Origin of the sequence: Arthrobacter sp. NPDC093125, assembly GCF_044754225.1 — a bacterium.
Lineage (GTDB): Bacteria > Actinomycetota > Actinomycetes > Actinomycetales > Micrococcaceae > Arthrobacter.
The window spans coordinates 254,021-272,900 of sequence record NZ_JBIVOQ010000002.1 but is presented as its reverse complement, the minus strand read 5'-3'; the positions used below and the strand labels follow the sequence as shown (position 1 = coordinate 272,900).

Genomic DNA, 18,880 nt, shown 5'->3' with positions numbered 1-18,880 from the left:
GTACTTTTCGAGAGGAACCGGATTTAATGACGACGACTATTGCCCCGAGCGCTGATGTTTCGGATCAGGCCGTCCTTGGTGAAGGCACCAGGATTTGGCACCTGGCACAGGTCCGCGAGCAGGCGAACCTTGGCGAGAACTGCATCGTAGGCCGCGGCGCGTACGTGGGCACCGGGGTGCAGATCGGGGAAAACACGAAGATCCAGAACTATGCCCTGGTGTATGAGCCGGCTGTTCTGGGCAAGGGTGTTTTCATCGGCCCGGCCGTGGTGCTGACCAATGACACTTATCCGCGGTCGGTCAGCCCCGACGGTTCCCTGAAGAGCGCCCACGACTGGACCCCGGTCGGGGTGACGGTCGAGGACGGCGCGTCGATCGGTGCGCGGGCCGTGTGCGTGGCGCCGCTGACGATCGGGCGGTGGGCCACGATCGCCGCTGGTGCGGTGGTCACCAAGGATGTTCCCGCGTTCGCCCTGATGGCGGGGGTGCCGGCGCGGCGCCTTGGCTGGGTCGGCAAGGCGGGAGAGCCGTTGAAGCAGGAAGGCGACTTCTGGGTCTGCCCTGCTACCGGCGCGAAATACGTTGAAGACGGAAATTCCCTGAAAGAATCTGAGGAGAACGCATGAGCTACGACTTTATCCCGGCGGCGAAGCCGATCATTGGCGACGACGAGCGGGCCGCTGTCGACGCTGTTCTGGCTACCGGCATGCTGGCCCAGGGCCAGCAGGTTGCCGAGTTTGAGAAGGAGTTCTCCGAAGTCCTTCTCGACGGGCGCTCCTCGGTGGCTGTGAACTCCGGGACGTCCGGGCTGCACCTGGGGCTGCTGGCCGCCGGTGTGGGTCCCGGCGATGAAGTCATCGTGCCCTCCTTCACCTTCGCCGCGACCGGCAACTCCGTGGCGCTCACCGGAGCGACGCCGGTGTTCGCGGATATCGAACTTGAGCACTACACGCTCGACGTCGAGCATGTCGCGTCCCTGATCACGGACAAGACCAAGGGCATCATGCCTGTCCACCTGTACGGCCACCCGTTCGACGTGGACGGCTTCACCAAGCTCGCGCAGGAGCGCGGCATCGACCTTTACGAGGACGCAGCCCAGGCCCACGGGGCGAGCTTCAACGGCCGGAAGGTCGGAACGTTCGGCAAGTTCGCGATGTTCAGCCTGTATCCGACGAAGAACATGACCTCCGGTGAGGGCGGCATGGTCTCCACCCCGGACGCCGGCGTGGAGCGGAACCTGCGGCTGCTGCGCAACCAGGGCATGGAGAAGCAGTACGAAAACGAACTGGTTGGCTTCAACGCCCGCATGACGGACCTGCACGCCTCCATCGGACGGGTGCAGCTGAAGAAGGTCCTCGGCTGGACCGCGCAGCGCCAGCAGAACGCCGCTTTCCTCACGGCCAACCTCGAGGGTGTCGGCACCCCTGTGGTCGCCGAAGGCGCCGAGCACGTCTACCACCAGTACACCATCCGTGTCGGTCAGGACCGCGACGGGCTGGCGAAGGCCCTGCGTGAAGAATTCAACATCGGCACCGGCGTGTACTACCCGGTCCCGAACCACCGGCTGCCCTCCTTCAACCGCACCGAAGAGCTGCCCAACACCGAAACCGCGGCCAAGGAAGTGCTGTCCCTACCCGTGCACCCCTCGCTGAGCCAGAACGATCTGGAACGCATCGTCACGGCCGTGAACAAGCTCGTCAAGGCAGGCGCCTGATGGGGAACCTGCGCGCCGGCCTGATCGGCCTGGGCATGATGGGCCGCCACCACGCCCGCGTCCTGCGCGAGCTCGACGGCGTGGACCTGGTCGCGGTGGCGGATTCCTACGGGGACCCGCACGGAGTCGCCGGCCAGCTCGGCCTGCTGTCCTCCGTCGAGGAACTCATTGCAGCCGGCATCGACATGGCCGTTGTCGCCGTGCCCACCGGGTTGCACGAGGAAGTCGGTCTGGCGCTGGCCGAGGCCGGAGTCCATACCCTGGTCGAAAAGCCCATTGCCTCCAGCACCGAAGCCGGGCAGCGCATGGTGGATGCGTTCGCGGCCAAGGGACTCGTCGGGGCCGTGGGCCACATCGAACGGTTCAACCCGGCCCTGCAGTCCCTGCGCAAGCGCATCGAAGCCGGCGAACTCGGCGAGGTCTACCAGATCGCCACCCGCCGCCAGGGACCGTTCCCGGCCCGGATCGCCGACGTGGGCGTAGTTAAGGACCTGGGCACCCACGACATCGACCTCACCGCCTGGCTCGCCCAGAGCCCGTTCCAGTCGATTTTCGCCCACATCACCACCCGCAGCGGCCGGCCCCACGAGGACATGGTCGCCGCCACCGGACACCTGGGCAACGGCGTCATCACGAACCACCTCGTCAACTGGCTCTCGCCCATGAAGGAGCGCCTGACGATCGTCACCGGCGAAAAGGGAGCCTTCGTGGCCGACACCATCACCGCTGACCTGACGTTCTTCGAAAACGGCACGGTCGCAACGGAATGGGAATCCATGGCCGCCTTCCGCGGCGTGTCCGAGGGCAACGTCACCCGCCTCGCGATCGCCAAGCCCGAGCCCCTGCGCACCGAACACGAAGCCTTCCGCGACGCCATCCTCGGCCTGCGCACCGACGTCGTCACCATGAAGGAAGGACTCGACACCCTCCGCGTGGCTGAAGCCGTCCTGAAATCGGCAAGCACGCGGCAGATCGTGGAGATCGCCGCTTCGTGACCGCTGAGAGACCGCCCAAAGTCGCTGTTGCCTCTCGCCTCTTCACTCCGGAGGTGGGTGCGGCATCGTTCAGGCTGCAGGCTCTGGTGGATGGCCTGGTGGCACAAGGCGCTGACGTCAGTGTCGTGACCACCAGGCCCCCCAAAGGATCACCCGGCTTCACCGCGCCGTACCGGCTTTCCCGCTGGCCAGTGCTGCGGGATGCCGGGGGTAACGTGCGCGGTTATGTCCAGTACATGAGTTTCGACGTGCCGGCGTTCTTTCGGCTTCTTGCCACCGATGCCGACGTGGTCGTGTCCGAACCGCCGCCCACCACCGGTGTCGTCGTGGCTATCACCTCCGCACTGCGGCGCCGGCCGTTTGTGTACTACGCCGCCGACATCTGGACCGAGGCTTTAGCCGCCACGGACGTGCCCGGCATCGTGGTCCGCGTGATGAGGGCCGCCGAGGGGTTTGCGCTGCGCAGGGCAGCGAAGGTCATCGCCATTTCCGACGCCGTGGCGCACAAAGTCGAGCAGTTCGGCGTCCCCCGGAACCGCATTGCCGTCGTCGGCAACGGGATCGACACGTCCGTGTTCGGTCCCGCCGGCGATTCTGCTGATGCGGACGGACCGTACTTTGTCTACACCGGAACCATGTCCGAGTGGCAGGGCGCCGACATTTTCATCCGGGCGTTGCCGGCTGTGCTGGCCCAGCACCCGGGCGCCAGCATCCGCTTCTTTGGGCAGGGGGCCGACGAACCCCATCTCAAGGAGTTGGCAGCCGGGATGGCCCCGGGCCGTGTTTCCTTCGGCGGAGTCATCCCTCCGGCCGAGGCGGCACGCTGGATCCGCGGGGCCGCTGCAGCGCTGGTCAGCATCAAGCCGGGCCAGGGCTATGACTTTGCCAAGCCGACCAAAATCTATGCCGCCGCAGGCTGCGGCACACCGGTAGTTTTTGCCGGAACGGGAGAAGGCGCAGCACTGGTCGCGGACAACGGGCTCGGTGAAGCGGCCGCCTACGACGTGGAAAGCGTAGCGGCTGCCATGTGCCGCGTCGTTGGCGCCGCAAAGTCCAACGCAGACGGCCGGGAGGCGAGGGCAGGCTGGGTGCAGCAGCACGCCTCGCTTGCAAATTCGGGGCAGCACGCCGCCGCGGAGGTGCTGTCCATTGTGGTCCGCGGCGAACAGGCCGCCCGCGAGAGGAAACAGGGAACAACACGATGACTAGAGAAGACTACGCAGTTACAGTTGTGATTCCTGTCCACCAACTGGATCGACCTGTCGACCGGGCAGCGGCGTCAGCGCTTGCTGCAGCCGATAGCGGCCAAGTGAAGGTCCTTGTTGTGTGCCACGGCCTTGCCGCGGACGATGTCCGCGAGCGACTCTCGGAACTGCCGCCAGAGCACATCGAGCTCCTGGAATTCGCGGACGGCATTCCATCCCCGGCAGGACCAAAAAATGCCGGGCTAGAGATAGCTGCCACCCGCTACATATCCTTCCTCGACTCCGACGACTTCCTGGAGGCCAAGGCGCTCTCGCAGTGGATTGGTCAGGCAGACTCCCGTCAGGCCGATGCCGTGCTCGCCCCGCTGCGAACGCAGGGTGGAACGCCGATCCGCTCTCCGCGGCTGCGTCTGCTGCGTACCGGACCGCTGCATCCCGTCCGTGACCGCGTTGCCTACAGGACGGCACCCCTTGGCATCCTGAGGCTGTCGACCATCCAACGGATCGGCTTGAAATTTACCGAGGGCCTCCGATCCGGTGAGGACATGGAATTCGGCCTCCGCATGTGGTTTAGCGGTGGCAGAATCGAAATGGGCCGGCGCGGCGGCACGTACGTCGTAGGCGAAGACGCGGTGGAGCGCGTTACCGGCCAGATGCTTCCGTTGGGGGAAGAATTTCGCGCGCTTTTGGGCGTACTCGCGGCGGACTGGGTCCGGGAGCTGCGGCATCCCGCCCGGCACGCAATCGCCGTTAAGATGCTTCGCATTCACGTCCTCTCGGCCATGTACCGGCGCGGCGGCAGCTTTCCCTGGAGTGCCGATGACCGGAAAGCCTTGGCCGCCGCGGTGGACGCCATCAAGGCGCTGGCTCCTTCGGTCGAGCGGCCGCTCAGCGTTGCCGAGCTGGAGCTGCTCCGGCTTGCTGAAAAGCCCCACACCAGTTTCGAAACGTTTGCTCACGCACTTGCGCAGTGGCCTGCACGTGGATACCGGTCCCAGATTGTGACCCCTCGGCCGTGGGACAACCTGCGGTCTGAAAGCAGCTTCCGGCACTACGGTGCGGGAAAAATCACCTCAATCCTCCGATGATCGTGGCTCCCAGACAATCCATGATTGACTGACGGGCGGGACCCGCCCAGCCACCAAGGCCCTTGAAGGCCGTCCTTCGCACGCTGCGGTGGACGCCGCCGGAGTCCCAGCCGATACCTGCCAAGCAAGGGGGATCGGGTAGTCTAGACCGGGCAGATAGGGCTGCTTATCCCTGCCACCAAAACACACAGGAGAGTTGTGAACGCTGATCTCGTCGTCGTCGGTTCAGGTTTTTTTGGCCTGACAATCGCGGAGCGCGCCGCCACGGAGTTGGGGCTAAAGGTTGCAGTCCTGGACCGCCGCCACCACATCGGCGGCAACGCGTACAGCGAAAATGAGGCCAAGACCGGCATCGAGGTCCACCGCTACGGCGCCCACCTCTTCCACACCTCCAACGAGCGGGTCTGGGAGTACGTAAACCGCTTCACAGCGTTCACCAACTACCAGCACAAGGTCTACACCAGCCATAAAGGTGAGGTGTACTCCATGCCGATCAACCTCGGCACCATCAACCAGTTCTTCCGGTCCTCCATGGGACCCGGCGAAGCACGGGCCCTGATCCAGGAGCAGGCCGGAGAACTCGCAGGAACAGATCCGCAGAACCTGAACGACAAGGGCATCCAGCTGATCGGCCGGCCGCTCTACGAGGCGTTCATCAAGTACTACACGGGCAAGCAGTGGCAGACGGACCCCAAAGACCTGCCTGCCGAGATCATTTCCCGGCTTCCTGTCCGCTACAACTACGACAACCGCTACTTCAACGACACGTACGAAGGATTGCCGGTTGACGGGTACACGGCCTGGATCGAGCGCATGGCGGACCACCCGAACATTGAGGTCCACCTCAACACCGACTTTTTCGACGGCGGCGGGTTCGGCCGGGCGTCTGTGCGCGGCCAGGTGCCGGTCGTCTACACCGGTCCGGTGGACCGGTACTTCGATTACGCCGAAGGCGACCTTTCCTGGCGCACCATCGACCTTGAGGAAGAGGTGCTGCCGATCGAGGACTTCCAAGGCTGCTCCGTGATGAACTACCCGGACGAGGACGTCCCCTACACCCGGATCCACGAGTTCCGGCACTTCCACCCCGAACGTGACTACACGAAGGATGCCACGGTCATCATGCGGGAGTTCTCCCGCTTTGCCGAGAAAGGCGACGAGCCCTACTACCCGGTGAACACAGCGGTTGACCGGGAGAAGCTCCTGGCCTACCGCGACCTGGCCCGTGGCGAGGACTCGGTCCTGTTCGGCGGCCGGCTGGGAACCTACAAATACCTCGACATGCACATGGCCATCGGATCGGCCCTGAGCATGTTCGACAACAAGATCAAGCCGCACTTCAGCGGCGGTGCGAAGCTGGAAAGCGGAGGAGTAGACGCATGAGCGTAGCGACGGAGTTCCGGCAGGGAATCGAACCCGGCACCGACGAGACAGTATGGAAGACAGTCCACCGCGTCGTTTTCCCGGTCGACGGCGACACCGACACCCTTCCGCTGTACGTCGATTTCGACGCCGCGCGCCGCGTTGTGGAATCCCAGGACGCGGGCAGCAAGTACAGTTCCCCTTCGCCGCTGGTGTCACAGCGGAGCGAGATGCGTTCGGACTTCATCCTGGGCCGCCGCCAGCTGTCGCTGCCCGCGTACCGCAGGGTTTCCTTCGGAACGTACTTCAACGCCTTTCCCGCCAGTTACTGGCGCGCCCACACAGATGTGCAGACCGTACGGCTCAGCATTGAAGTGGACGCCGAAGCGACCGTCATCGTCTACAAGTCCAGCCCCCGGGGCAGCGCGAACCGCGTCCAGAGCATGCGCCTGACCGGCGGCACCACGGCCACCTGCGACCTGACCCTGACTACCTTCGCCGACGGCGGCTGGTACTGGTTCGACCTCGTTGCCCATGGTGACGACGTGACCCTGAAGCAGGCCGACTGGTCTGTTCCGCAGCCCGAGGGCTTCACGCCCGGCTCGCTCTCCATCGCCGTGACCACGTTCAACCGGCCTGACTACTGCGTCAAGCACCTGCGGACGTTCGCCGAGTCCGAGGAACTGCTCGCCGTCATGGACCGGCTCATCGTCACTGACCAGGGCAACCAGAAGGTCCGGGACGAGCCTGGCTTCGAGGAAGCCGCCGCCGTCCTCGGCGACAAATTTAAGCTCATCGAACAGGGCAACCTCGGCGGGTCCGGCGGTTTTGCCCGGGGGATGCATGAGGCTGTCGAGGATGGCGAGAGCAAGTACGTCATGCTGCTGGACGACGACGTCGTCGTGGAGACGGAGGGTGTCCTGCGTGCCGCCAACTTCGCGGACTTCACGCGCAGCGCCACGATCGTGGGCGGGCACATGTTCAACCTCTTCGAGCGCTCGGTCATCCACAATTTCGGCGAAGGCATCAACGAATACCGCTTCCAGTACCAGCCGGTTGGCCAGGGACAGATCGCCCACGACTTCGCCGCCAGCAACCTGCGCACCACGCCGTGGATGCACCGGCGGATCGACGTCGACTACAACGGCTGGTGGATGTGCCTGATCCCGACGTCGATCGTCAGGGAAATCGGGCTGGCGCTGCCTGTCTTCATCAAGTGGGACGACGTCGAATACGGCATCCGCGCCAAGGCCAACGGCTACACCACAGTCAGCCTGCCCGGCGCCGCGGTATGGCACATGCCGTGGACCGAAAAAGACGACACCATCGACTGGCAGGCCTACTTCCACCAGAGGAACCGCTGGGTGGCGGCACTGCTGTATTCGCAGTACGAAAAGGGCGGCAGGCTGCCGATTGAGAGCTTCCTGCAGGACGTCCGGCACCTGCTCTCGCTGCAGTACTCCGCGGTGGAACTGCGGAACCGGGCGCTGAAGGACCTGCTCGATGGACCGTCGCACCTGCACCGGACCATCGGCGGCAAGCTCCCCGAAATCCGCAAGATCCGCTCAGAGTTCCCCGATGCCCAGGTCAGCAAGGACATCACCGAGTTCCCCGCCGTGAAGCGGCTGCACCTGCCGAAGTTCGGCATGGTTCCAACCCGGCCCAAGAACTTCGCGCAGACTCTGTCCAGCGCTCTGTCCGGGGCGATCCGCCAGCTTCGCCCCGTGGACCCGGCGGCATCCCAGCACCCCGAGGCAGTGGTACCAGCGGCGGACGCGCGCTGGTGGCGGCTTTCCCACTTGGATTCGGCGCTCGTGTCGGCCTCCGACGGCACAGGTGCCTCCTGGTACCGCCGGGACAACGTCCGCTTCCGCAAGGAATTGCTGCGAAGCATGACCCTGCATGCACGCGTGCTGGCACGCTGGGACGAGCTCTCCGCGTCCTACAAGAAGGAACTGCCGGGCTTCACGTCTCCGGAGGCCTGGCGCAAGACCTTCGCTGCCAACTCCGGCTCCGACGCTGAACAGCAGAAGCCCGGTCAGTGACAAACGGACGCACCTCTTCGACGCAACAGGACTCCGGCCGGGCGCTGGTGGCACCGGGTACCGGGAACGGGCTGGTTGATGTATTCCGGTCCCGGTTCCTCCTGAAGCTCCTTGTCCGCAAGGAGCTCAGGATCAGGTACCGGGGATCGATCCTCGGACTGCTGTGGACCTACGTCAAGCCTGGGGTCCAGTTCGTCGCCTTTTACATTGCCCTCGGTGTGTTTCTTGGGCTGGAGCAGAGCCCGACCAACAGGGGAGGGCTGCCGAACTACGCTGTGTACCTGTTCTCCGGCATCATCCTGGTGAACTTCTTCACGGAGTCCCTAAGCACGGCCACACGTTCGATCGTCAACAACAGCGGGCTGATCAACAAGATCTACCTGCCGCGGGAGCTTTTTCCCGTGTCCTCTGTGTGGGTCTCGGCCGTCCATTTCTTTCCGCAGCTGTTCGTCCTGGTGGTGGCCTGCCTTTTCAGCGGCTGGCGTCCTGGTCCGCTGGAGGCGGTCACCGCCGTCGCCGGTTTCACCATCATTGCTCTGCTGGCCACCGGGCTCGGGCTCTTCTTCGGGGCCGTCAACGTGTACTTCCGTGATTCAGAGAACTTCGTGGACCTGATTCTGCTGATAGCCACATGGGTAGCGCCCGTTCTGTACTCCTGGCGAATGGTGCAGGACAAGGCCGGCGAACTTTGGTTTACGGTGTACCAGCTCAACCCGATCACGGTGGCTGTGGAAGCCTTCCACCACGCGTTCTGGCTCCCGACAACATCCGGGGCAGAAGGCAGCCCGCCCAACCTGCTCACGGTGTGGATTCCCGTGGGGCTGCTCGTCTCGCTTGCCATTCTCTTCCTCGGCCAGTGGACTTTCCGCCGGCTCGAGGGCCGCTTCGCACAGGAGCTTTGAGCCTTGACCACCGCAATCGAAATCCGCAACCTCAATAAGCAGTTCGTCCTGAGGCATACCCGCTCGCTCAAGGAAGCCCTCGTATGGCTCCTGCGGGGTCGCAAAGGCGACCTCGCGAAGAAGTTTCACGCCCTCCGCGACCTGTCCATCGACGTCGAACACGGCGAGACCGTGGCGCTGCTGGGGTTAAACGGCTCGGGAAAGTCGACCCTCCTGAAGCACATCTCCGGCGTTATGCTCCCCGACTCGGGGACGGTCCGCACCGGTGGCCGTGTCGCCGGCCTGATCGAAGTGGGAGCCGGTTTCCACCCGGACCTGTCCGGGCGGGACAACGTTTATTTGAACGGTGCCATCCTGGGCATGACCGAGGCAGAGATCAAGGACAAATTCGACTCCATCGTCGAGTTCGCTGAGATCGGCGAGTTCATCGATACCGAGGTGAAGTTCTATTCCTCCGGCATGTACCTAAGACTGGCCTTCTCTGTCGCAGTGCATACGGACCCGGACGTGTTCCTAGTAGACGAAATCCTCGCCGTCGGGGACGAACCGTTCCAAAAAAAGTGCCTCGCAAAGATCAAGGAGTTGGCGGCAGCGGGAAAGACGCTCATAGTCGTCAGCCACGACCTGGACCTGGTAGCCCATGTCTGCGAACGCGGCGTGCTGCTTGAACACGGTTCCGTGGTCATGGACGGACCGGTAGATGAAGTGATTAGCAGGCTGCGGGGCCGCTAGCCCACCGCCTTTGCGCCCTCGGCGCTGCCTATGCACATGGTTGCCCGCCGACCGCATACGCGGGCTGCCATGCGTTGGCTGATACTTGAAATATTCAATTGGAGGAAATGTGTCCTGGCTCGAGACCTTGCCAGCTTTGTTGGTCGCGTTGGCAATCGTGCTCCTTCCGGGTGCCGCGCTGGCATGGTCTCTCGGCTTCCGGCGTACCAGCCTGGTGGGACTCGCGCCTGTGCTGTCGCTGTCCATCGCTGGAGTCGGAGCGATCCTTGCTCCGTTCTTAGGTGTCGAGTGGGGGATCGGCGTCGTTGTTGTGACTGCCGTCTTGGCTTCCGCCGCTTGCTGGGCCATCACACAGCGGCCTTGGGAGCGGTATCAGGGCCGCTCAATTCAGCGGCCGGTGCAGCACGGCGACGGCTGGCCGACTCTTGCAGCAGGCGCCATCGGCGTCGCGGCGGGTGCCTTCCTTATCGCCCGCCGGTTCATCCAGCTGGTCGGCATGCCGGACAACATCTCCCAGCGCTATGACAACGTCTTTCACCTGAATGCTGTCCGCTATGTCCTGGACACGGGCAACGCCTCAACTTTGAATCTCGGCAGTATGGCCGGCGGCACCGGTGGACTATCCTCCGTATACCCTGCAGTGTGGCATTCGCTCGGTGCCCTCGTGTCCCAGCTGACAGGTGCGTCCGTGCCTGTCTCTGTCAACATCGTCAACCTAGTTGCTTCAGCGGTGATCTGGCCGATTTCCGTGGTGTTCCTGACCCGCGTGATCATCGGGGCGCGTCCGGTCGGCCTGATGGCAGCGGGGGTTATGTCGGCGGGTTTCCTCGCCTTCCCCTACCTGCTGCTGGTCTGGGGGCCGCTGTTCCCCAACCTGCTCTCCGTCAGCGCTCTCCCTGCCGGTGTCGCGGCCGTGATTTTCGTCTGCCGGTTGTCACCGACGCTCCGTGAACCTCCATTGCGGGCCTGGCTTGTTCTGCTGATGGCCGTACCGGGACTGGCTCTGTCCCACATGAGCGCCGTTAACGCACTTCTTGCCTTCAGCATCCCGATCGTTCTGGCGCGGCTTTTCCTGTACGTCAGGCAGATGATCCGGACGAAGGCATCAGTGGCGAAATTTGCCGCCGTGGCCTTGGCATCGGTCGCGGGTGCGGTTGCCGTTGTCCTCGCGTGGCAGAAGCTGCGCCCGGCGCCGTACAACGGCTGGACGCCGCACCAGACCGTGCCGGGCGCGATTGGCGAGGTCATTGCCAATGGGCCGATGAAAACGGACGCCACGCTCCTTATTTCGGTGCTGGCCCTGGTCGGCATCGCCAGGATTATCCGCCGGCGTTCACAGCTCTGGCTGTTCGGATGCTATGTGGTCGCCGGGTTCCTTTATGTTGTGGCTGCCGGATTTGCGGCAGGTTGGGCCCGGGCATTCTTCACGGGGACCTGGTATCAGGACACGTACCGCCTCGCCTCCTATCTTCCAATCTTCGTGGTGGTGCTGGCAGCGCTGGGCGTATTGGCCACAGCCGACGCCGTCAAGCCGGTTGCCCGCATGCTGGCCTTGAGATTGCGGCCAGTGCGCGGGATACGGCTGAGCGGTGTTCCTGGCTTTGCCGGCCTGCTTGCGTCCTGCCTAGTTCTTGGATGGGCCGCGCAGACAGGTCCGGTCCGGGGATACGTGGCATCCAGCCAGTACTTCTTTGAACGTGACACAAAAGACTCCATCGTCTCCTCGGACGAATATGCCTTGTTGGCGCGGCTGGACTCGGAAGTTCCCGAGGATGCGGTCATCGCGGTGAACCCGTGGAACGGCGGGGCTCTTGCCTACGCCTTTGCGGACCGAAAGGTGCTGGAGTTCCACATGGGCCAGCGGGAGAGCAAGAGCATGCGGGTGGTGGCTGAGTCGCTCGCAGAGGCCGACAGTTCGCCCGGGGTTTGCGATGCAGTGCGGGAAACCAAGGTGTCCTACGCCTTGGACTTCGGCAAGCAGTATCTCCTTGACCACCCGGAGAGCAGGACTTATCCCGGGCTGCAGGACCTTGCGTCTTCGGACGCGGTTCAGCTCGTGGACCAGCAGGGTAATGCGAAGCTGTTCAAGGTTGTGGCCTGCAGCTAACGGCACATGCAGCTCAAGCGGGGGCTACGGGCGGGGCCACGTGCGGCCGCAGCTGGGCGCACCCCCGCATGTGAAAAGACCTCCGGAACGGGCGCCACGTGGGCGCCGGTTCCGGAGGTCTTTGCAATCCGGTCTCTTGGCGTTAGCTTCCGAATGCCTGGATCAGTGCCGTGACGGTGCGCTCAGCCGCGCGGCCGTCGCCGTAGGGGGTCGCATCCGTGGGGGCCGGCGCCGGCCGGCGTACCGTGTCAGCCAGGATGCTCAGGTCCTTGCTCACAAGCACGTTCCAGCCCAGTTCAACGGTCTCCACCCATTCGGTTTCGGGCCGGATGGTCGTGCAGGGGGTCCGGAGCAGAAAGGCTTCCTTTTGCAGTCCGCCGGAGTCGGTGATCACGCCTGCGCTGTTCCGGACGGCGTGAACCAGTTGCGGGTAGGCCAGTGGCGACGCGACGCGCACGGCTCCCTGTTCCAGGTTAATGCCGTGCTTGGCGGCCAGGCTGACAAGCCGGGGGTGGGCCAGAAGGAACACCGGCTTCTCCAGGCTGGCCAGGGACGCAATGATGGCGGCCAGGCGTTCCGGGGAATCGGTGTTGTCAGGCCGGTGGATGGTGCAGACATAGTACTGGCCCGGTTCTGCGTCGACAGGCAGTGGCTGTTCCCGGCCGTCGAGCATGTCGCGGACCTTGAAGAGGACGTCGGTCATGACGTCTCCCACCAAGACTGTCCTTTCAGCGAGGCCCTCGGTGGCGAGGTGCTTAACGGCCACCTCTGTGGGGGCCAGCAGGAGGTCCGCGCTGTGATCTGTCAGGACGCGGTTGTGCTCCTCCGGCATCCGCCGGTTGAAGGAACGCAGTCCTGCCTCGAGGTGCGCGACGGGGATGTGCATCTTGATGGCTGCGATCGCTGCCGCCAGTGTGGAGTTGGTGTCGCCGTAAACCAGGACGCAATCGGGGGCGGCCTCTTCCAGGATGTTTTCCAGTCCGTGCAGCATGGCACCGGTCTGGGCTCCGTGTTTGCCGGATCCCACACCGAGGTTGAAGTCGGGTGCGGGGATACCGAGATCCCGGAAGAACACATCGCTCATGAGCTCGTCATAGTGCTGGCCTGTATGGGCGATCAGGTGTTCAACCTGACCCTCCATGGCTGCCGCAATCGGCGCAAGTTTCACAAACTGGGGACGCGCTCCAACGACGCTGAGAATTCGCATGCGGTCCAGTTTAGTTGAAGGCATGCCCCGATTTTTTCGCGGGACCGTTTTTGGGGATCACGCGAAGCTTGCGCTTCTGCACCTCCGACGCCCGGGCTCGGGGCCCTCCTCGGCAGGGTTGCTTCGGACCCGCGATAACCTTACTGGGTGGACAACGAAACACAGGACTCCGTGCTGCTCGACGTGGTGATAGCCGTGCACACCCCGGACCGGCCGGTGGGGCGGGCTGTGGCGTCCCTGATGGAGGGTGGTTTGGCCGCCGAAGCCGGTGCGCGGCGCCGGCTGAGGATAAACGTGGTGTGCCACAACACGGACGTGGAGCCGATCCGGCAGCGCGTGGCCCCGGAGCACCGCGGCCTGGTCCGCTTCCTGCACTACGTCGACGGGATCAAAAGCCCCGCCGGTCCCTTCAATCACGGGATCGCCGAAGCCACAGGCACCTGGGTGGCCATCATGGGCAGCGATGATTCCATCGAACCCGGTGCGCTGGTGCAGTGGGTGGAGACCGCCGAACGGGACGGATCCGACGTCCTGATAGCGCCGATGGCACATGCAGGGGGCGGCGCCATCCACACTCCTGTGGTCAGGCGCGCACACCGGGGACACCTGGATCCCGTGGCGGACCGGCTGACCTACCGTACCGCGCCGCTGGGCTTGCTGAACCTGGCCCTGGTACGCCGGCTCGGCCTCACGTTTCCGCCGCGCTACGCGACGGGCGAGGACCAGTCCTTTTCTGCCCGGCTGTGGTTCTCAGGAGCGAAGATCAGTTACGGCCGGGGCCTGCCGCGTTACCTGGTTCATGCCGACGCCGCCGTCCGGGTGACCCACACCCCCCGGCCCGTCACGGAAGACCTGGCCTTCGCCACCGACCTCGTGCTGTCCGCGTGGTTCCAGGGGCTTCCCCAACGCGCCAGGGAAGCGATTGTCACCAAGATCATCCGCGTGCATGTCTTTGGCCATGTCCTGCTGCGGGCCGAAGCGGGTACGTGGAACACTACGGATGCCCGTGAGATGGCGCAGGAGCTACGGAAGCTGCTGTTCAGCGCGCCGCACGCCGTTCGTCCGCTGGCGCTGGCAGACAGAAAGCTGCTCGACGCCGTTGCCCGGGAGGAGGCGGACGTGGAAGTGATGACGTCCCTGGCCCGGGCCCGGCGCCGGTTTGTAAGCCCGCAGACCTGGTTCCCCCGGAACGTCACCACGGTGCTGCATCCCGAGGCCCCGCTGCGCTTCATGAGCGCTTCCGCCCTCGTGTAGTAGACGCGCCTTCCGGCGTCACCCTGCCGGGCCGTCCTGCAGATTTCCCGACCATTCGAAGGAACACATGAAGATCCTGGTAATTGCTACGTGGTATCCCCATGACGAGAATCCGACCGAGGCGCCCTTCAATGCCGAACACGTCGAGGCGATCCGCGGCCGGGGCCACGACGTGCGGGTGGTGCATGTGAGACTCGGGAGCACGCTCGGCATGCCCAAGCAAAGGACGGGCCTGTGGGAGGGAACGCCGGTGCGGCGCATCCCGGCCGATCCGAAACGGCCCTTCACTCTCGTTCAGGCTGCCCGGACGCTCGCCAGGGAAATGGCGTGGGCAGACGTCGTCCATACGATGGCGTTCTCCTCCATCCTCGTCACGCTGCTGCCGTGGGCAGCCCGTACCCTCGCCGGCCGGGGCCGGGCCTGGGTGCACACCGAGCACTGGAACGGTGTGGTCAACCCGGCAAGCGTGTCGCCCCTCTGGTCGAAACTGGCCGGAGTCCGCGCGGTTCTGCGGTTGCCCCACGTTGTCACCGGCGTCACCGGACAGCTCACAGGTGAGATGCAGCGCTTTGCACGGCCCGGAGCCGCCACCGTGGTGCCGTGCGTCGTGAAGGGACGCGACGCCGTCGTTCCTGCATCCTTCGGCAATCCCCTTAGGCTGGTCGCCGTCGGGGGCCTGGTTGCCCGGAAACGGCCGCTGGAGGCAGTCGAAACAATCGCCTGGCTCAGGGACCACGGCACAGACGCCCACCTAACCTGGGTGGGGGACGGCCCCCTGCGCGGTGACGTTGAGGCCCGCGTAGCGGAACTCCGTCTTGCGGACCAGGTGACGCTGGCCGGCTCAGTGCGGCCGGCGGATGTGGCCGGGCACCTGGCCGCGGCTGATCTTTTCTTTCTCCCGACGGCACAGGAGAACTTTTTCACGTCGGCAGCCGAGGCCCTCGCCGCCGGACGTGCCGTAGTGGCAACGCAGGTGGGCGGCTTCAGCGATTACGCCGATGCAGCTAACAGCAGGCTCGTGGAGGACGTGACGCCGGAATCGCTGGGACGGGCCGTACTGGAGGCCGTAGAAGCTTTTAGGGACATACCCGCCGAGGACATCGCCGGTCCCATTCGGGAAAGATTTTCGCCGGAGGCCGTGGGGGAGCTGTTTGACCGTGCGTATACAACGGCCCTGGCACGCGCCTGAAACACACGAATTGACGATCATCCGGAAGACGGAGGGAAATCCATGAATTCAGAGCCCAAGGTGCTTCAGTTCAACGACTGTGCCTTTGTGGCCCGCAACATGGTGCGGGCCGCGGCGAGGGCTGGCATCAAATGGGCCTACATGCCGCCCGAACAGGTACGACCCATGACTGCTGCGCCGAAGAACCCGCTTCTTGCCCGGGCGCGCTTCGTTCCCTATGTCGCACGTCGGGCGGTCCGGCTTCACGCGGCCGACGTCGTGCATGTTCACTATGGTACGAGCACGCGCCTCATCAAGGAGCGGGGCATGCCATCGCGCCCCTACGTGCTCACGCTGCACGGAACCGACATCAGAAAGCAGTGGAAAGATCCGGTCTATAAAGACGAGATCCAGCGTGCGATTGATGGGGCAGAGCACGTCTTTTATGCGAACACGGACAACGAACACGACGCCCGGGCTGCCCGCTCGGACGCTGAGTTCCTGCCGTCCCTGGTTGACGTGGCCGGCCTGCCTACATGGGCGCCCTCGGGGCCGCCAACGGTTCTATTTATATCGCGGTGGGACGATGACAAGGGAGTAGGCCGGCAGCTCGGCCTGGTGGAACAACTGTGCCGAGCGGTCAAAGGCAAGGCCGACGTGGTGGGGCTAAATTGGGGCCCCGGATCGCAGGCGGCCGAGCGGATTGGGGTCACGATGTTGGAGAAGCTGCCGCAGGAGGAATATTATGCACGGCTTAGCCGCGCATGGGTGGGGGTAGGACAAGCTTCGAATTACTTCTCAACGAGCGAGTTCGAAGCCTTGTGCATCGGACTGCCGGTGGCGGCCCTTGGCAGCCGGCTTCCGCGACCGGACGACGGAACAGTGCCACCCGTGATGGAAGGCGGCGTTGAAGAGACAGTCGAACAGATTGTCGACGCGCTGCAGGACCCTTACGAAGTATCTGCTCGACTTGGCGGGCGCTCATGGGCTATTCCGCGCTATGACGCTGCAGAGTATGTCCCCATGCTGGACGCTCTCTACAAGCGCGTAGCGGCGGTAGTGAAATAGTGTGTGGTGAATAGACTAGGAGGACAGGAAGCGCAGCCGCGCTTCCTGTCCTCCTAGCGCTTCCTGTCCTCCTGGTCTGTGACCTTCTGACAGGCGAACGAACGCGTTCTTTGGCCGCGTGATTCTTTACCCCACCTGGGGTTGCGCAAGGGGTGCATCGTCGGTGGTGCGGTGAAGGCCAGCGAGTGCTGCCTGCTCGGCAAAATCCGGGTTCGCCCGGACAACCTCGTCAAAGGTGCCTTGGGAGAGGATGGTGCCTTCCTTCATAAAGCAGACCTGGTCGTAGTCGCGAATCGTCGACAGGCGGTGCGCCACGGAGATGACGGTGGTTTCTCCGTGCAGTTCGCCGATGGCTTTAGCGACAGCCGCCTCAGTGGCGGTGTCCAGTGCGCTCGTAGCTTCGTCCAGCACGAGCACCAGAGGGTCCATATACAGGGCACGGGCGATTCCAAGCCGCTGGCGCTGGCCGCCGGAGAGGGCAAGGCCCCGTTCGCCCACGCGCCCGTGAATTCCGCCCTTGCGCGCCTCAATGGTGTCCAGGAGCTGGGCGCGCTGGAGTGCCGTGCGGACGCGGCCCTCGTCAACGTCACTGCCCCACGTGAGGGCGACGTTCTGGGCGACGGTGCCGTCGAATATGGCGACTTCCTGGGGCACGTAGCCCACGCGTTTGCGCCAGTCGGCCAGGACTTCCTCCAGCGGGACGCCATCGAGCGTCATAGCGCCGGCGGAGGGAGTCAGCAGGCCCAGGAAGATATCGATCAGTGTGGATTTTCCGGCGCCCGACTGCCCAACGACGCCCATCGACGAGCCGATCGGGAGCCGCAGATTGATGTTCTGCAGTGCCGGCTGGCCAGCGTCCGGATAGGTGAACTCCACCTGATTGAGTTCGAGCATCTTCGGCTCGTGCCGGATGGGGTTCCGGCCCAGTTTTTCCGCGTGCTTACGGAATTCAGCGGCGTCCTTGATATCCCGCATCACCGTCTCAGTGTAAGGAAGTGTCGACTGCACTACCGTGAGTTGGGACTGCATCTGGGTAAGGGCGGGAACCATCTTGAAGCCAGCCAGGCCGAAGATGGCCACGGACGTCATTGCGACCTCGATACCGCCAGTCAGGTAGCCGAGAGTTCCGATGAGTAGGAAGCCGCCGATGAGCGCCATATCGATGACAAACTTCGGTACTGCTCCCATGAAACGGATGTTTGACCGGGACCGCGCTGCCGTTTCACGGCTGCGGTTAACTATTGCACCGACCTCATCGGCCTTGTCCCGGAGGGTGATTTCTTTCAGGGCTGCCAGCATTTCTGCGACCAGGGTGGCCATGCGCGTGGCAGCATCCCTGTTGACGCGTCCGGCTTCGTACGATTTCTTGGAAAGCCAAAAATACATGACCGCTGCGATGGCACCGAGGTAGATGAGGGTGGCGAGCGCTGTCTGCCACGATGCGGCGATGAGGACCACAAGGACCGAGACAAAGGTCAGAGCCACGGCCGGCAGGGTGACGGCTGGCAGGAGTACACCGGATATCGTATTGGCGATGCCAACGTCGATCATCCGCACCAGCTCAGCGGTGGAGCGTTTCATGCGTTCCGTCCATGGGGCGCGGATGTAGCTCTGGAAAAGTACTGTGCCGATGTCGAGTTCATAGTCGGCGAATTTCCTCGTGGAGATCCATTGCAGCCAGATGTTCAGTACCGACTTCAAAATCATCACCATGGCTGATCCGACCAGCAACAGCAGACCGAACTCCTGGCTGATCCGGCCAAGTACCGGCAGGCTCATGTCCCCGCCTTTGAGGATCTGGTTGAGTACGAGGGCAAACACTCCGAGGGCCACCGAGTCGAGCAGCGCCAAAACAGCTGACAGAACGCCGAAGAGGATGAGGAACCTGCGTGCATTGGAGGGCAGCAGCGGCAGTAGTTCGCGCAATGTGCGGCGCAGGTGTCTCAAGAATTTACTCCAGAACGGAAGGGGAAGAAACATTCCAATACTACCCGCGGCGCCATACCCGGGCTGCATGGCCCGGCGCGGCTGCG

Annotated in this window: 15 protein-coding genes; 13 read left to right on the top strand and 2 right to left on the bottom strand. The window is 64.0% G+C overall.

The window, feature by feature from the left end:
• Positions 1-26: 26 nt before the first annotated feature.
• The 10 genes from ACIP9X_RS05785 to ACIP9X_RS05740 all read left to right on the top strand — a co-directional run bounded on the left by ACIP9X_RS05785 (position 27) and on the right by ACIP9X_RS05740 (position 12,150).
• Positions 27-626, top strand: a complete 600-nt coding sequence (locus tag ACIP9X_RS05785; RefSeq protein ID WP_400478774.1) for an acyltransferase — start codon at positions 27-29, stop codon at positions 624-626.
• A complete protein-coding gene (locus ACIP9X_RS05780) occupies positions 623-1,714 on the top strand; it encodes a DegT/DnrJ/EryC1/StrS family aminotransferase (RefSeq protein ID WP_400478773.1) in 1,092 nt (363 codons plus the stop codon). Before ACIP9X_RS05785 ends, ACIP9X_RS05780 begins: the two co-directional genes overlap by 4 nt.
• Positions 1,714-2,709, top strand: a complete 996-nt coding sequence (locus ACIP9X_RS05775; RefSeq protein WP_400478772.1) for a Gfo/Idh/MocA family oxidoreductase — start codon at positions 1,714-1,716, stop codon at positions 2,707-2,709. The genes ACIP9X_RS05780 and ACIP9X_RS05775 overlap by 1 nt, the downstream gene beginning before the upstream one ends.
• Complete coding sequence (locus ACIP9X_RS05770) at positions 2,706-3,914, top strand: glycosyltransferase family 4 protein (protein ID WP_400478771.1); 1,209 nt, start codon at positions 2,706-2,708, stop codon at positions 3,912-3,914. The genes ACIP9X_RS05775 and ACIP9X_RS05770 overlap by 4 nt, the downstream gene beginning before the upstream one ends.
• A complete protein-coding gene (locus ACIP9X_RS05765; RefSeq protein ID WP_400478770.1) occupies positions 3,911-5,002 on the top strand; it encodes a glycosyltransferase family A protein in 1,092 nt (363 codons plus the stop codon). Before ACIP9X_RS05770 ends, ACIP9X_RS05765 begins: the two co-directional genes overlap by 4 nt.
• A gap of 198 nt (positions 5,003-5,200) precedes the next feature.
• Complete coding sequence (gene glf, locus ACIP9X_RS05760; protein WP_400478769.1) at positions 5,201-6,385, top strand: UDP-galactopyranose mutase; 1,185 nt, start codon at positions 5,201-5,203, stop codon at positions 6,383-6,385.
• Positions 6,382-8,409, top strand: coding sequence for a glycosyltransferase (locus ACIP9X_RS05755; RefSeq protein WP_400478768.1), 2,028 nt, complete (start codon positions 6,382-6,384; stop codon positions 8,407-8,409). Before glf ends, ACIP9X_RS05755 begins: the two co-directional genes overlap by 4 nt.
• Complete coding sequence (locus ACIP9X_RS05750; RefSeq protein WP_400478767.1) at positions 8,406-9,311, top strand: ABC transporter permease; 906 nt, start codon at positions 8,406-8,408, stop codon at positions 9,309-9,311. The genes ACIP9X_RS05755 and ACIP9X_RS05750 overlap by 4 nt, the downstream gene beginning before the upstream one ends.
• Before the next feature lie 3 nt (positions 9,312-9,314).
• Entirely contained in the window at positions 9,315-10,043 is a 729-nt protein-coding gene (locus ACIP9X_RS05745) for an ABC transporter ATP-binding protein (protein WP_400478766.1), read from the top strand.
• A gap of 109 nt (positions 10,044-10,152) precedes the next feature.
• Positions 10,153-12,150, top strand: a complete 1,998-nt coding sequence (locus tag ACIP9X_RS05740; protein WP_400478765.1) for a DUF6541 family protein — start codon at positions 10,153-10,155, stop codon at positions 12,148-12,150.
• Positions 12,151-12,292: 142 nt separating this feature from the next.
• Here the strand turns inward: ACIP9X_RS05740 and wecB are convergent, their stop codons facing one another.
• Entirely contained in the window at positions 12,293-13,357 is a 1,065-nt protein-coding gene (wecB, locus tag ACIP9X_RS05735) for a non-hydrolyzing UDP-N-acetylglucosamine 2-epimerase (RefSeq protein WP_400479047.1), read from the bottom strand.
• 147 nt (positions 13,358-13,504) lie between these two features.
• Between wecB and ACIP9X_RS05730 the strand changes: the two genes are divergently transcribed.
• The 3 genes from ACIP9X_RS05730 to ACIP9X_RS05720 all read left to right on the top strand — a co-directional run bounded on the left by ACIP9X_RS05730 (position 13,505) and on the right by ACIP9X_RS05720 (position 16,847).
• Complete coding sequence (locus ACIP9X_RS05730; RefSeq protein ID WP_400478764.1) at positions 13,505-14,611, top strand: glycosyltransferase; 1,107 nt, start codon at positions 13,505-13,507, stop codon at positions 14,609-14,611.
• Positions 14,612-14,678: 67 nt separating this feature from the next.
• Entirely contained in the window at positions 14,679-15,800 is a 1,122-nt protein-coding gene (locus tag ACIP9X_RS05725) for a glycosyltransferase (RefSeq protein WP_400478763.1), read from the top strand.
• Between the two features lie 42 nt (positions 15,801-15,842).
• Positions 15,843-16,847 carry a glycosyltransferase gene (locus ACIP9X_RS05720; protein ID WP_400478762.1) on the top strand — a complete coding sequence of 335 codons (1,005 nt, stop codon included), beginning with the start codon at positions 15,843-15,845 and terminating at the stop codon, positions 16,845-16,847.
• Positions 16,848-16,973: 126 nt separating this feature from the next.
• Here the strand turns inward: ACIP9X_RS05720 and ACIP9X_RS05715 are convergent, their stop codons facing one another.
• Positions 16,974-18,794 (bottom strand): ABC transporter ATP-binding protein, encoded by a 1,821-nt coding sequence (locus ACIP9X_RS05715; protein ID WP_400478761.1) that lies wholly within the window; start codon positions 18,792-18,794, stop codon positions 16,974-16,976.
• Positions 18,795-18,880 lie beyond the last annotated feature (86 nt).